This window comes from uncultured Erythrobacter sp., from assembly GCF_947499705.1.
Classification (GTDB): Bacteria; Pseudomonadota; Alphaproteobacteria; order Sphingomonadales; family Sphingomonadaceae; genus Erythrobacter.
Window position 1 is genome coordinate 568,295 of the sequence record NZ_CANMPJ010000001.1, and the last position, 14,552, is coordinate 582,846.

The 14,552-nt window shown below is 60.2% G+C and carries 14 protein-coding genes; 7 read left to right on the forward strand and 7 right to left on the reverse strand.

Annotated elements, in window-relative coordinates; all coding sequences use genetic code 11:
- Positions 1-150: 150 nt before the first annotated feature.
- From Q0837_RS02520 to Q0837_RS02535, 4 genes are all read right to left on the reverse strand, one after another.
- The gene (locus Q0837_RS02520; protein ID WP_298464858.1) at positions 151-1,776 is read right to left on the reverse strand and encodes a hypothetical protein; all 1,626 of its coding nucleotides are present in this window, start codon (positions 1,774-1,776) and stop codon (positions 151-153) included.
- Positions 1,777-1,850: 74 nt separating this feature from the next.
- Positions 1,851-3,491 carry a cyclic nucleotide-binding domain-containing thioredoxin-disulfide reductase gene (locus Q0837_RS02525; protein ID WP_298464861.1) on the reverse strand — a complete coding sequence of 547 codons (1,641 nt, stop codon included), beginning with the start codon at positions 3,489-3,491 and terminating at the stop codon, positions 1,851-1,853.
- 37 nt (positions 3,492-3,528) lie between these two features.
- Complete coding sequence (locus Q0837_RS02530) at positions 3,529-5,400, reverse strand: DUF885 family protein (RefSeq protein ID WP_298464864.1); 1,872 nt, start codon at positions 5,398-5,400, stop codon at positions 3,529-3,531.
- A 36-nt stretch (positions 5,401-5,436) separates the two neighbouring features.
- Positions 5,437-5,805 (reverse strand): DUF3597 family protein, encoded by a 369-nt coding sequence (locus Q0837_RS02535; protein WP_298464867.1) that lies wholly within the window; start codon positions 5,803-5,805, stop codon positions 5,437-5,439.
- A 100-nt stretch (positions 5,806-5,905) separates the two neighbouring features.
- On the opposite strand from Q0837_RS02535, the gene Q0837_RS02540 reads away from it, so the two are divergent.
- On the forward strand, positions 5,906-6,133 hold the full coding sequence (locus Q0837_RS02540) for a hypothetical protein (protein WP_298464870.1): 228 nt from the start codon (positions 5,906-5,908) through the stop codon (positions 6,131-6,133).
- A 4-nt stretch (positions 6,134-6,137) separates the two neighbouring features.
- Here Q0837_RS02540 and Q0837_RS02545 read toward each other — a convergent pair whose 3' ends face one another.
- Positions 6,138-6,830, reverse strand: coding sequence for a TonB family protein (locus tag Q0837_RS02545; RefSeq protein WP_298464873.1), 693 nt, complete (start codon positions 6,828-6,830; stop codon positions 6,138-6,140).
- 423 nt (positions 6,831-7,253) lie between these two features.
- A complete protein-coding gene (locus Q0837_RS02550) occupies positions 7,254-7,910 on the reverse strand; it encodes an alpha/beta hydrolase (RefSeq protein WP_298464875.1) in 657 nt (218 codons plus the stop codon).
- A gap of 147 nt (positions 7,911-8,057) precedes the next feature.
- Here Q0837_RS02550 and Q0837_RS02555 point away from each other — a divergent pair, with 147 nt between their 5' ends.
- From Q0837_RS02555 to Q0837_RS02565, 3 genes are read left to right on the forward strand one after another with little or no spacing between them, the layout of a single operon-like run.
- Positions 8,058-9,050 (forward strand): aminotransferase class V-fold PLP-dependent enzyme, encoded by a 993-nt coding sequence (locus Q0837_RS02555; RefSeq protein ID WP_298464878.1) that lies wholly within the window; start codon positions 8,058-8,060, stop codon positions 9,048-9,050.
- The gene (locus Q0837_RS02560; protein ID WP_298469732.1) at positions 9,047-10,123 is read left to right on the forward strand and encodes a cysteine desulfurase family protein; all 1,077 of its coding nucleotides are present in this window, start codon (positions 9,047-9,049) and stop codon (positions 10,121-10,123) included. The genes Q0837_RS02555 and Q0837_RS02560 overlap by 4 nt, the downstream gene beginning before the upstream one ends.
- Before the next feature lie 8 nt (positions 10,124-10,131).
- The gene (locus Q0837_RS02565) at positions 10,132-10,467 is read left to right on the forward strand and encodes a 2Fe-2S iron-sulfur cluster-binding protein (RefSeq protein ID WP_298464880.1); all 336 of its coding nucleotides are present in this window, start codon (positions 10,132-10,134) and stop codon (positions 10,465-10,467) included.
- A gap of 99 nt (positions 10,468-10,566) precedes the next feature.
- Here the strand turns inward: Q0837_RS02565 and Q0837_RS02570 are convergent, their stop codons facing one another.
- Positions 10,567-11,472: a DUF4349 domain-containing protein gene (locus Q0837_RS02570; RefSeq protein ID WP_298464883.1), complete on the reverse strand. Its 906-nt coding sequence runs from the start codon at positions 11,470-11,472 to the stop codon at positions 10,567-10,569.
- Positions 11,473-11,682: 210 nt separating this feature from the next.
- Between Q0837_RS02570 and Q0837_RS02575 the strand changes: the two genes are divergently transcribed.
- From Q0837_RS02575 to Q0837_RS02585, 3 genes are all read left to right on the forward strand, one after another.
- Positions 11,683-12,507 (forward strand): ion transporter, encoded by an 825-nt coding sequence (locus tag Q0837_RS02575; protein ID WP_298464886.1) that lies wholly within the window; start codon positions 11,683-11,685, stop codon positions 12,505-12,507.
- A 163-nt stretch (positions 12,508-12,670) separates the two neighbouring features.
- Entirely contained in the window at positions 12,671-13,123 is a 453-nt protein-coding gene (locus Q0837_RS02580) for a hypothetical protein (RefSeq protein ID WP_298464889.1), read from the forward strand.
- A 140-nt stretch (positions 13,124-13,263) separates the two neighbouring features.
- Entirely contained in the window at positions 13,264-14,544 is a 1,281-nt protein-coding gene (locus Q0837_RS02585; RefSeq protein ID WP_298464892.1) for a F390 synthetase-related protein, read from the forward strand.
- The last annotated feature ends 8 nt before the right edge of the window (positions 14,545-14,552 follow it).

The window sequence follows — 14,552 nt, forward strand, 5'->3', positions numbered from 1 at the left end:
GCCTGCGACCGCATCACCAAGGGTAAGTTATATTCGAAATCAGCGGCTTGGCTAGACCGTGATTGTCAAACGGCGGTTCAATCCGAACTTACCAGCGCGAAGCAGACGGCAGGCAGCTTTGTGATGAATTCAGCCATTCAGACCAAACCATTATGCCTCTTCATCTTCACCGCTATCCGCATCGTCCAACTGCTTCATCACCGTTCCGAAGTTCACACGCTGCCCATCGGGTATATCGGTCAAATAATCGATCATGGCCTGCGCCAGACTGCCCTGTTTTCCGCCATGCGGATCGGCTGCGATCGGTGCCAACAAATAGCGTGCAATGACAGTCTCGCCATCATTCGCTTTCATGCTGGCGACCTCCATCGCCAACTCTTTGTCGAACGGCGCCAGCTGCGTCGCGCGCTCAAGCGCGAACTTCGCTCCGTCCGGTGCGGCCTCGCCCCGACGAACAAAGCTGCGATAATAGTAAATGAGCGGCTGCGTGTGGTCGGATTCGAGGGCATTGAGAGCCTCGAACGGCTTCATTGCGTTTGCATAGGCTGCCGACTTGTCGCCAGCATCGGCGGCCTTGCGAAACAAAGCATAGCCTTTCTGGACATAGGCGTTCTTGACACCTTGATCAGCGGAGATGGCTTTGTCGGCGGCGGCAATTGCAGCGTCATCGTTGCCAGCATCGTATTCCGCCTCTGCCAGTGCCGCGAGCGCATGGGCATCATCCGGATATCGCGCTGCGATCTTTCGAGCTTCTTGCACAATCTCGGCGGCATCTTCATCACCGACCCCGCGCTTGGAGCGAATGATCACATCCATCATCGCGGCATGGCCGTCGCTCAGCTTGCTAGCCTGAACGGCGCCCACTGAAATGTCTTGCGAACCAAAGCGCATTCCAGACATCGAACGCTGCCGACCATAGTTCAGAAGCTCACGTTCAAGCTTGTCGAGGTCGCCGAAGATCTTTTTGCCAGCCTCAAGGCTGTCAGCGCCCGACGCGACCGCCTGCCAATAGCTCACCAATTGCCCTCTGCGCTGAGGGTTGAAGCGCAGATAATGATAGAGCAGCCAGGCCCTGCCATAAAAAGCGGTGTAGCGATTGCCGCGCTTCTCCCGGTAGAGGCCGTAATCGAGCAGTTCGCGGACCGAGACCGGAGCGGCCTGGCTGATTTCCCAAGCGCGCTCATTGTTGGGCAATCCGATATCGACCGAGCCATCATCGTTGAAGCGCGCCGAAGAGAAATACTCGGCGGACCCTTCGCTGAGCCAGCGCGGCATCGCGTGGCGTGCTGAAGAGATCAGGAAGTGGTGGGCATATTCGTGCAGAAGAATTGACCATGAACGGTCGCCTTCGAAGCCGCTAGCGCCACTGCTGCGCGAGAACCGCGTTCCAATCTGACCGCGACCGGCGTCTCTCGTCCCGAACTTGATATTAGGGACGAAGGTGACAGATCCGTTGGCGCGGGGGATGTAGAACCCGGCGACCGCCGATCGGCTCGACGCGCCATAGATGTCGCGCAGATTGTCGCGGCTGCCGACCATGTAGACAGTGAGCCGGTTTGACGGGCTGGGCACGGGCACCTTGCGTCCGCTCTCCAGCTCCATTGCGACATGGTATTTCTCGAGCATCTCCGCGAACTTCTCGAGGTCTTCGCCGCGAGAATCCGAGTAGATCACAAAGCGGTCACTTTCGGCCTTGTGCCAGGCGGCGTGCGCGGGTGAGCTGGCCAGCAGCATGGCTGCTGCAAGAACAAGTACGGAGAAAATCCGTGTAATCATGATGGTAACGTCCCCTGTGCGGTGCCTGCGACTGCATCGCTCGGGGCAAAGTATATTCAAAAAGTTGCGCTTGGCTAGATGGCCTTCTTGCTCTTCAGATCGTCGAGATATTGCCAGATTTGCGAGACGACGACTGAGCCTTCTCCAACAGCGCTCGCGACCCGTTTGACCGAACCGGCACGAACATCTCCGACGGCGAAGATTCCATCAGTGCCGGTCTCGAATGGGCTGTCCCGGCCGACTTCCTTGCCGCTTAGGACAAATCCCTTTTCGTCGGTCTCGACCAGTCCGGACAGCCAATCGGTGTTGGGGGCAGCACCGATCATGATGAACACCGCGCGCGTATCTTGCCGCCTTTCGCCGTCGGGGCCCTTGAGCGTGACCGCATCGAGCGTTGTCTCGCCATGCAGTTCAGTCATCGATGTGTTGTAGTGGATCGTGATCCGTGGGTCGGCTTCCAGTCTGCTTGAGAGGTAACTCGACATCGAGGCCGCGAGGCTGCCTGACCGAACCAGCAGATGTACATGTGCTGCGGTTCGCGACAGGTACATCGCGGCCTGTCCTGCCGAGTTGCCGCCGCCGATTACGACAACTTCGGTGTTCTTGCAGAACCGCGCTTCCATTTCTGTTGCGGCGTAATAGATGCCGTGGCCTTCAAACTCGCGCAGGCGGTCGATCGGCAGGCGCCGATACTGCACTCCGGTACTGACCAGGACAGCGCGGGCGCAGACTTCATCGGCGTCCTCGCCTTCGCCATCGAGGGTTGCGCAGAATGTGCCATCCTCACGCTTTTCGAGCCGTTCGACCCGGCGCGGCATCGCAAACTGTGTGCCAAATTTGAGCGCCTGTATCTGCCCGCGATAGGTCAGGTCGGTGCCGCTGATCCCGGTCGGGAAACCCATGTAGTTTTCGATCCGGCTGGACGTGCCCGCTTGTCCGCCGATCGCCATGTCTTCGATGACCAGCGCATCAAGCCCCTCGGAACCGGCATAGACGGCCGCCGCGACGCCAGCTGGCCCGCCGCCTACGATCAGCAGATCGAACGTGCGCTGCGAGCAGATGTCGAGATCGAGGTTGAGATATTGCGCCACTTTTCGCGGCGTCGGATTCTCCAAATTCTGTGTCTGGCCGAGAATGACGGAGGGCTGATGTCCTGTCAGGTCGCACACCGCAGCGGTCTCGCGGTCGGCGGCGTCCATATCGTAGCTTTGGAACGGGATGCGATTGCGGGATAGGAAGCGCTCCACCTCTTGCACCGCCGGGTCCCGGTCGGCGCCGATCACTTTGACCGCGCCGTTGCTGTCTTCGAATTGCTTTTTACGGCGAGCGGCGAAGACGGTGATGATGTGATCGCTGAGTTCGGGCACGCGGCTCATCAGGTCGAGCATAGCCTTGCGCGGCGCTTCGATTACGCGGGTCGGCATCGCCGCGCGCATCCTCAGATACGCGGTGGCTCCCGTTAGAAAGCCGATCTCACCCATGAACTGCGTCGGGCCGAGGGCATGTTCGAACATCCGTTCGTCGGTATACGGATCGACGACTTCGATCTCACCTTCGAGCACATAGACGAAAGTATCCATCGCTTCGCCGATTTGCGTGACGACTTCGCCGGTCTCGTAAGTGCGCTCACCGCCAATCTCGCAGATCGCATCGACATGCGCCTGCGCCAGCGGCACGCGGCGCATTGTTTCGAGATCCTGACCCAAGCCTTCCATACGCGCCTCCTGACAACCATCTTAGCGCTAGATGGGGTTAAGTTCTGGCACCTGCAATGTAGCGGCCGACCGTTTTCTCCACGACGTCTAGCGGCGCGTTTCCGCCAAGGATTACTGCGGTGTTGAACGCCTTGAAGTCATAGGCGCTGCCAAGCTCGACTTCGGCCCGCGCGCGTTGCCGCACGATTTCGCTGTGTCCGATCTTGTACGAGCACGCCTGACCCGGCCAGCTGCAATAGCGATCGACTTCGCCGGCGACTTCTTCAGGCTTCGAACCGTTGCGCTCGATGAAGAAATTGCGTGCCTGCTGACGTGACCACCGCTTGTGGTGGAGGCCGGTGTCGACAACCAGGCGGCAGGCGCGGAATGCGAGACTTTGCAGGTAACCAAGCCGTCCGACTTTAAAGTCGTCATAGGCGCCGAGCTCATCGGCCAGCTGCTCACCGTAAAGCGCCCAGCCTTCGCTGAACGCGCCAAACGCCAGGATTGAGCGGATCAGTGGCAAGCGGTTCGAATATTCGCCCTCCCACACATGTCCGGGAATGGCTTCGTGGAAGGTGAGGTCGGGGAGATCGTATTTGCGGTGCAGATCGGTGCTGCGCAGGTTGATCCAGAACCGGCCTGGAATTTGACCGTCCTTGCTGCCCGCGCCGCCATAGGCACCGGGCGCGCCTGCTTCCTCGTTGATCGGGATTCGACGCACTTCCATATTGGGATCGACCAGCTGATTGAAGGCGCGCGGCATTTCGCCTTTGATCCATTCGATGCGCTCATCGATGAATTCAAAGATTTCCGCGCGCCCCGGATCGCCTTCGGCAAACTTGTAGCGCGGGTCTTCGGATAGCGCCTGCATGCGTTCACCGACGGTCCCTGTCGTATATCCGATTTCCTTGAGGATCGGGTCCATCCGGCCATGCAGTTCGGCTAATTCTTCGAGGCCCTGATCGTGGATTTCGTCCGGGCTGAGCGAAGTGGTTGTTGAGGCGCTGGTGGACCACGCATACCATTCATCGCCGCGCGGCTGCGCCCACATTCCCGGATCGGACTTGGCGATAGCGCGCTGAGCCTTGAGTTCTGCAAGCTGACGTTGGAGCGCGGGAACCACGCGATCATTGACCATGCCGACTGCTTGCCGAGAGGAAGTGGTCGCGGCTTCCAGTTCAGACGTCAGCAATGGCGCGGCATAGGCACCGCCATTGTTTTGCGCATCCGAGATGTTCGCTTCCATCTGTGCGATGGTCTTGTCGAGAAGGAAGTCGGGCGGGACGAGGCCCATTCCTCGCGCCTCCTGAACGCGTTCGGTTTCGCCATCGAGTACGGCGCTGACTTCGTTCAGACGACCGAGATAATATTCGATGTCCTGAGTATCGCGCAGCGGCTGCGTCGCGCCAAAGAAACGCGGAAAATCGATATAGCCGCCGACATTCTGGATAATCAGATAGGGAGCGTTGCGCCAGCTGCCGACCGCGACATCGCCGTAGGGAAGTGCCATGCCTTCGACGGCCTTTGAAAACGCGCTTTCAACCACGTCGAAGCCGACCTGTTGATCGGCAGTCAGGCCGTCCTTGGGATAGGCCCGCGCTTCGGCGAGCAGCCGTGTCAGCGTGGCTTTGTAATCCGCGCGGCCTTCGGCACCCGAGGTGCCAAATGTGCCGCGCCACTGCGCATATTGGCCCGTATCGACACCAAGGCCGGTTGCGCGGCCCGGCTCATGCTTGAGCATGGCGTAGGCGAATTCATCGAGTTTGGCGTCGGCTCCGGTCAGCGCGGTCGCTGATTGTCCTGGTTCGCCCGGCGCACCATCTGCGGCATATCCAGATACGCAGCCTGGAAGCAGAGCCAATGCGGAAACGCCGCCAAGCCCGGTGAGGGCCTGACGGCGTGTAAAGTTATTCGTTGTGTCGCTCATGGTCGCGGGTGTTACCGCGCCCAAAACCCAAGTCAATCAGCCTTTGAGGTGATCCGGCACGATGCCGCCCGACTGTGCGATCTGTGCCAATACTTCCTTGTGAAGCGCAATGTTATCTTCGGCGGTGCCCGAATAGTCGGTGTTGCCCATTTCGACCGCCAATGACTTGCGGTTTTCGTAGCTCGGATCGACCTGAACGAGCGTCAGCAGGTCAGAAATCGACGTCTGCCAATTGAGCTTGTCAGCGCCCGGGATCGAACCGATGCGTGCCATCACGTCATCTTCGCTGATCCCAGCGCGCGCAGGTGCGGCGTCCGCTGCCGGTGCTGCTTCAGCAGGTGCTTCGGTGGTTGCTTCTTCGTCTTCGCCGAAGATTGCGTTGCTGATAGAGCTGAAAATTCCCATGTCGTCCCTCCATTGTGGTTATCGTTCGGATATTCGCGGGATGTTTCAATCCCATGGCGAATCCGTCAAGAGGTTCTAGCACACGGAATTGGGACTGCGCATGGATATTGTTCTTTCGATTGTGATGCTGGTGGCCTTCGCCTTGATTGCCGGGGCGTTCGCCTATTGGCGGCGGACGGGTGAGACGAAGCAGCCTGCCTTGATGGTGGTTCTGGCGCTTGTTGCGATCATCAATGTGCTGATCTGGACGCTGCCCGATGCAAGTGGGGTCTCGCCGGTAGAGCAGGTCGAATCGGCCGAGGAGGGAGGATCCCCGACCGATCCGTAGGGGCTTACTGCGGTATCTGCCAGTTCACCGAGCTGCTGAATGAGCCGGGGACCGAATTGCCGGAACTGTCCTTCGCCGGTTTGAATCGGGCGCGCTTTGTGATGAGCTGGCAAGTCGCGAGATCGAGCACATTGTGTCCGGTCGAGCCGACGACGGAGCAATTGCTAACCCGGCCAGACGCGCTGACTTCCAGATTGAACCGGGCAACACCTTCGCGGCCTTCGCGAATCCAGCGCGATTTGTAGTCCCGATCCGTGATCCAACCGCCCGGCGCGTTGCGCGGGGATGCTGCAATCGGGTCGGGCAGAGGCGGCGCGGGCGGCGCGATGCCCAGACCTGACCCTCCCACTTCAACCGGGCCCACGATCAGTTCTTGCCCAAGCGGAGGGAGCTCGCTGATTTCAATCGGCGGTCCCGGCCTAAGCTCGAACGGCGAGTCCGGAACCGTCACGACCTGCGGCGCTTGTGTGGTCGGCGTGGTTGTTGATCTCGGTGCGGGATCGGTGCGTTTGGGCGGAGGAGGTGGATCGACCGGCTTCGGCGTCACAAATATGGTGTCGGGGTTCGGCACTGCGGTTTTTGGCACGATCGTGACCGCCAGCCCCACAACGAGCAGCGCGCCGACGGCTCCTGGGATGCCAAGCGCGCCGACCATGGCGGCGGGGTTCGGGCGCCGGGATGCTGCGACATAATTCATAGCGGTGGTTCCTCTCTCTTTTTCGTCACGAGAGCGGTAGCCAGCATGAGTGTTCCAACTGGCTCCACTCTGAGGCAATGTTACAACGTCACATATGCAATGCAAGAAGTTTCGAGTTGCGGTTTGAGACCCGTTTGCGAATGCAACCGATTGAGGTTTTGGAATTTTGTTGTGAGGAGGGGGAGGGGTGTTTGCTTTTACGCAGCGCATCCGCGCTGCTTGGCTTCGCCGCATAAGCGGCGGCGGCCGGTCGGCCTTGCGATGCCGATGGCGTCGAGCCAGTACAGTCTAGCAACTGTGTCGCGGAGCACGGTTGCGCAGCAGCCGCAAGCCCAACCGGGCGCCCGCAGGCCCTTTAGGGCCGAGGAAGTCGCGCGCCCGGATGGGCGTGCGGAAAAAGAAAACAATCAAGTGATCATCAGATCACTTGATTGGACAATCCGGCGACAGGCGGAAATCGAGGTAATTGTCGACCGACGCCATCATGTCTTCCATTTCGTTTTCGAAGAAATGGTTGGCGCGCGGGATTTCGTCGTGGTGGATAGTGATGTGCTTTTGCGTACGCAGCTTGTCGACCAGCTTTTGCACCGCGCTCGGCTGCACCACCGTGTCCGCCGCACCTTGCACAAAAATGCCGCTAGCGGGGCAGGGCGCTAGGAAACTGAAATCGTACATATTCGCCGGAGGCGCAACTGAGATAAAGCCCCGTACTTCAGGGCGGCGCATCAGCAATTGCATGCCGATCAGCGCGCCGAAGGAATAGCCTGCGACCCACGTGGTCTGCGCTTCGGGGTGGATCGACTGAACCCAATCGAGCGCGCTCGCCGCATCGGAGAGTTCACCGATCCCGCTGTCGAAGCTGCCCTGGCTGCGTCCGACGCCGCGAAAGTTGAAACGCAGAACCGCGAATCCGCGATCGACGAAGGTCTTGTAGAGCCTCTGGACGATCCGATCATTCATCGTGCCACCGCCTTCGGGGTGGGGATGAAGGATCATAGCAACCGGAGCGCGCGGGCGCGGCGGCGGAGAGAAACGACCTTCGAGACGGCCTTCGGGGCCGGGAAAGATGACTGAGGGCATCGGAGTCCTTATTGATCTGGAGTGCGCAAAGTGCCTGCTGGCACCTGCGAAAGCGCGCTCTATATACGAGTCGCATTGCATTCCGCAATTTTTTAAGAATCGTTCTCATTAAGGCGCTTTTGTTCAAGCCCAAATGGCAAAACCCAAATGGCAAGACAACGCATCTATCTCGACCACGCCGCCACTTCCCCGCTGCGCCCAGAAGCGCAAGCGGCGATGGAGGAGGGCTTTCGGTTATGGGCGAACCCGTCCTCGCCCCACGCCGAAGGCCGCAAGGCAAAGGCTGCGCTGGAAGATGCCCGCGAGCGGATCAAGGCGAGCTTGGGTTGGGATGGAGAGCTGACCTTTACCTCCGGGGCGAGCGAGGCGCTTTGGATTGCGTTGAACCGTGCGAAGGTGGATCGGCGGATTGTCAGTGCGGTTGAGCATGATGCAGTGTTCCGAGCGGCACCTGATGCGGAAGTTTTCGACGAAGACGACGCGCTGAATGATCAAAGCATCCTGGCCGTTCAGCACGTGAACTCCGAAACGGGTGTGACCAATCCCGTGACGCAGATGGTTGAGACGATCAAAGCGACTGGCGCAATCACCTTATCGGACTGTGCGCAATCGGCAGACAAGCTGGACTTGCCCACTGCCGATATGCTGGTCGTCTCCGCACACAAGTTCGGCGGGCCGATTGGAATAGGCGCACTTTTGGTCAGGGACTTCAATCTGCTTGAGCCGATGGGCGGGCATGAACGCGGGTACAGGCAAGGGACCGAAAACCTGCCGGCGGCGATGGGAATGGCAGCTGCGCTAGAGGCCGGGGATTGGCAGACTTCCCGCTCGGACCGCGCAGAATTCGCGGCGCAGATCGCTGATCAGCGTCTCTCGATTGGCGAGCAGGTCGACTATATCATCGCACTCACTCACCCTTCGATAAGCGCCCAAGCCCTGCTGATCCGCCTCGATGCGATGGGCTTCGCGGTCTCCGCAGGTAGCGCGTGTTCCTCAGGCACACTGAAGAAAAGCCGGGTGCTGGATGCATTCGGTGTGCCGGACGATGTCGCATCGCGCACGATCCGGGTGAGCATCGGGTGGAACACCACGCCAGAGGATCTGGAGCGGTTCGCCGAGGCATGGAAATCGCTCACATGATCTACCTCGACTACCAAGCAACCACTCCGCTCGCACCGGAAGCCCGCGATGCCATGTTGCGTTGGCTCGATGGGCCGGAGGGGACCGGCTTCGGCAATCCGCACAGCCCGCACCGGATGGGGCGGATGGCGGCGGCGGCGGTCGAGTTGGCGCGTGACAGGGTCGCGGCGCTGTTTCCGCCCGGCGGCAAAGTGATTTTCACTGGCGGCGCGACCGAAGCGCTCAATCTGGCGATCCGCGGAACCGGCAGTGAGGGCTCCGTCTCGGTTTCGGCGATCGAGCATTCGGCGGTTCTGGATACGGCGCAGGCGCTGGGACAGGCTCATGTGCTGAACGTATCGCAAGACGGTCAGTGCAACACCAGGCAGGACGTGCCCGACGATGTGCGCCTGATCGCCGTTATGCAGGTCAACAATGAGATCGGCACCGTCCAACCGACCATCGACTGGCATCGCAAGGCAAAGGAAGCGGGCGCTCTTTTCTTGATCGATGCCGTGCAGGCCTATGGCAAGATGCCGGTGACCGAGGCCGACATGATCGCGGTTTCGGCGCACAAGTTCCACGGCCCCAAAGGCATCGGCGCGCTGTGGGTGCGTGATGGGGTGGAGTTGAACGAAGTTCAGACCGGGGGTGGACAGGAATCGGGCCTGCGCTCCGGTACGCTGTCTCCCGCGCTGATCGCCGGTTTCGGCGTCGCGGCGCAGGTCGCGGCAGAGCGCATGATGCACGATGCCGAACATGTCGAAGCGCTATGGATGCGCGCGCGCGAACTGTTTGCAGATTGGACGCTCAACGGCAGCAGCGATGCGCGCTGGCACGGCAATCTCAACATCCGCCGCGATGGCTTGGATGTGGCCCGGCTAATGAGCGAATGCCGCAACGTGATGTTTTCGGCGGGCAGCGCCTGCGCCAGCGGCTCAGGCCGCACCAGCCATGTGCTCAAGGCCATTGGGCTGACCGACCAGCAAGCCAAGAGCTCGATCCGGCTGGGGTTTGGCCGATACACGACCATGGAAGAACTTGAAAAGGCCGCTGAAACCATCAATGCTGCAGTGCAAGATCAAGGCCTGTGAGCAACGGAATGCCAGTCAAAGTCATCTTCATCGATCCGCGCGGAAACCCTGTTGAGGCGACCGGCGCACCGGGCGACAATTTGCTTCGCGTGGGACAAAGCGCCGGCCTTCCGCTCGAGGGGACCTGCGAAGGCCAAATGGCATGCTCGACATGCCATGTGATTGTCGCCGCCGAGTGGTTCGACAAATTGGCAGAGGCGAGCGAGGAAGAGGAAGACATGCTCGATTTCGCAGCGGGAGCACGGCGGACAAGCCGCCTTTCGTGCCAGATTGACCTTACCGAAGAGCTTGATGGACTTACCGTCAGTGTCCCCGCCGAAAGCGCCGACGCACGGCGGATGTAGTCCTTTGAAAAAAGGGGCTGGCTGACCGCTCGACCCCCGAAGAGCGGCCAGCCAGTGGTGGCGGGCGTTGGGGCCCAAGCGCCCACGCCCGCGAATGAGTCAGGCTTCTGCGACCTCTGCCGGGCGCGTGAACCTGCGAACCAGCCAGACGGCTCCACCAATGGGGATGGCGACTGAGCCAAGCAGGATCATGATCGCGACGAAGTAGCCGAAGATCGAACCGAGCGATCCGACAGCGCTTTGGACGGGACCCAGGAAATCGCTGCTCACAGGAATGCCGGTGTCGTAGCGCACGGTGACGCGTGAGTAGGCGACGCGGCCTTCCATTTCTTTCAGCCAGCTGCGGGCCTGATCGATCTCTTCATTGACGCGTGCAACGCTGCGTTCGGCTTCGACCAGTTCCTGAACCGTGCCTTTGCGGGTCTTGAGAACGTCGAGCAGTCGGTCGCGCAGTTCGGTGCGGGCACGCAGGCGCGCTTCGGTGTCGACCATTTGCTTCGACAGCTCATCGGATGTGATTTCGGCGGAGATCTGCTCGGCCCCTGCATCTTCCGCGTCGTCTTCAAGCAGCGCGCCGAACGCGCGGGCCTGGCGGCTGGCGACGGCCATTTTCAGGACGCCGATGACTTCGTTGGCTTCCTCGCCCGATTTATTCATGGCGAGGATCTGGCAGCTACCCGGGCCTTGCTGTTCGCACAGGCTTGCATGGCGGCGTTGCAGCGGACCAATCTCGGCTGCGGGCATCCGCCAGCGGTAATCGTAGGTGTAGGCGAGTTTGGGCATGGAGATGGGTATCTCGCCGAGTGCAGGGACGGCGGAGCCATCGGCGCTGCGGTCCATCGACGCCTCAGCAGCGGCGTCTGCGCTCGCTTCTACCGAATCTGCTGGATAGCTCTCCTCCGCGTAGTCGCCGGATTCGCTACAGGCGGCGAGGGCAAGGCATGACGCCGAAACTCCCACCAGAACCACGCTTCGCATCGAACTCTTCAAAGTCATTTGCCGCATTCTGGCCTCCTTTTTGCCATGATGTTGCCATAATTACGCCATAATTTGCCTTATTTGGCAAGTCGGACATGAAAATATCTATAAATCAGCAGGATATGACCAATCTGCCGCTTGGCCGAGGGCTGTGATTGGGGCTCAAAAGCACGAAATGTGGCAGGAATTGCGACTCGGGTGATTGATCCGCTGGCAGTGCGCCCCATTTGGTTTGGCATGATCTCCGCGCAAGACAGCCTCACCCCGCCAGCGAGCGGCCTGCGTGACCGTGTGCGCGGGTGGTTGGAATCCGCCCTGTTCGAGCGGTTCATCATCGCCGTGATCGTCATCAATGCGATCGGGCTGGGGCTCGAAACTTCGCCTGATGTCATGGCGGCAATCGGCCCCGTGGTAGAGCAGCTGGATCGGATCGCGATCACCATCTTCGTGATCGAGATCGCACTGAAACTGTTCGTCTACCGCCTCGGTTTCTTCCGCAACGGCTGGAATGTGTTCGACCTCGCCATTGTCAGCGCGGCGCTGATCCCGGCGGGCGAGCAATTCTCGGTCTTGCGTGCCCTGCGCATCTTGCGCGCCCTGCGATTGGTTTCGGTAGTCCCAAGCATGCGCAAGGTGATCGCGGGCTTGTTTCGCGCGATACCCAGCATCGGCACGGTGATCATCATGCTGCTTTTGCTGTTCTATATCAGCGCGGTGATGGCGACGAAGCTGTTCGGGGCTGCGTTCCCGGAATGGTTCGGCAGCCTTGGTGCCTCGCTCTATTCCCTGTTCCAGATCATGACGCTGGAAAGCTGGTCGATGGGCATCGTCCGGCCGGTTATGGAAGAGTACCCCTATGCCTGGGTGTTCTTCGTGCCGTTCATTCTGCTCACCAGCTTTATAGTGCTGAACCTGTTTATCGGTGTGATCGTCAACGCCATGTCTGAGGCGACCGAAGGTGAAGCCCATGACGAGCGCGAGATGATCCTGATCGAATTGCGGGGCCTGCGCGACGAGGTGAAGGCACTTCGCGAGCAAGGCGAACAACGCGCTGGTCCGTAAGCGGCAGACGAAAGCGCTTCAATCGCCCTCGGTGAAGGCCGCGCGAGTTAGGCCGTTGTTCACCAAAGGATTTGAGCGCTGATTAACCCACTGGTTTAATCGGGTTTCCAGCCCTCTCGGCTAATTCAAGCGCCAGAAAATACGGAAAAATCCGGGGGCGAGAATGAACACTTGGTCAAGAAACATCTGCGTTGCAGTGGCGCTGTGCTCAAGCAGTGCCGCGCTGGCATCCGATTCCGGCTGGACGATCTCCGAGGCTGACGGCCAGGTATCGATCATGCGCGATGACAAGGCCGTTTACGGAGCCAAGGGTACGCGCCTTCAGGTTGGCGATGTTATTCGCACCAAAAAGGCAGCGCGCGCCGTTCTGGTGCGCGGTGATGATTTCTACATCGTCGCGCCAAACAAGCAGGTGCGCATCATCAAGGTCGAAGAAGACAGCACCGCCACGAAAGTCATGAACTTCGTCGGGAATATGCTATCTTCGAACACGCAGCATTCCAGCCTGAAACGGCCCATGGAAGCTGCCGTGGTCAAGGGAATGGGCGGAGGTCTCGAAAATGGCCTCGTGCAAAATGAGGGCAAAGCGGAAGACAGCGCGGGCACCGACGACTGAGCGAGCTGGTAAATTCGCACTCGGCAGTCAGGCTCGGTGCTGTCCCAGCCAATACTCCGCATTATCTCAATTCCTGTTTGCGCGGGTTCGGGCATCGTGTGAGAACTTAACTCCCGCAGACCGAGGCCCGAGCGAGACCATTGGCTAGCCCAAACAAGCTTCTTTATCTGAACGCCGTCCGCGCCTTTGCGCTCGCCCGGTGGCGCGCATGGCGATTGCGCGACAGGGCTGCGATTGACCGTCACCACCGCCGCCAATTAGCGAAGCTTCAGCGACATGCGCTGGAGAGCTTCCCCTACTATTCCGACTGCGGCGGCCTTCGCTTTCAGGATTGGCCGGTCATCGACAAGGGCGAAATGGTTGCCAATTTTGCCGACCTCAATGTCGCGGGCGCGATGGCTGAGGAACTAAGGGACATTCTTGCGGGTGGCGGTGAACGGTTTCGCGGATACCCCATCGGCCATAGCACCGGCACCAGCGGCAATCGCGGCTACTACGTGATCAGCGATGCCGAACGGTTCCAGTGGCTCGGCACGATACTCGCCAAGACTTTGCCGGATGCGCTTTGGCGCAAACACAAGGTCGCGCTGGCTTTGCCGGGGTTGTCAACGCTGTATCGCTCCGCGTCGAGCGGCAGCCGCATCGAACTGGTGTTTTTCGACCTCGCCGACGGAGTGGAAAGCTGGGCCGATGAATTGAATGCCGCCGCACCCGATACGATTGTCGCACCGCCAAAGGTCCTGCGCTTGCTGGCTGAGCGCGGCCAATTGCCATCGCACAACATCTTCAGCGGCGCAGAGGTGCTCGACCCGATTGACCGTGCGGTGATCGAAGAGGCGACAGGGCGGATCGTCCGGCAGATTTATATGGCCACAGAGGGACTGTTCGCCGTCAGTTGCCCGCACGGCGCGCTGCATCTGGCGGAGGATGTGGTGCATTTCGAGTGGGAACAGCCGGTGCCGGGCAGCGTCTTGCAGACACCTATCGTGACCGACTTCACCCGCCGCAGCCAAGCGATGATCCGCTACCGCATGAATGATCTGGTGGAGCTTGATACTTCTCCCTGCACCTGCGGTTCGGCCTTCGCGAAGCTGCGGCGGATCGAAGGCAGGGCGGACGACATCTTTCTGCTTGAGACGAGCAATGGAGAGGTCGCGACGGTGACGCCTGACGTGGTGCGCAATGCAATCGTCGACGCCCATGCGGCTGTCCGCGATTTCCGCGCCAGGCAGGTGGCACCGTCGCGCATCGAATTGACGCTGGAGGCGCATTTGCCTCCCGATATTGACGAGATGGTTCGGGCCAAATTGATGGAGCGACTCAGCCCGTTTGGCGCGCAGCCGGATATCGTCATCGCCCGCGGTCTAGATGTTCCCTTCGACCGGAAACTCAGGCGCGTGACACGCGAGATTGAAGGATAGCGGTCCGG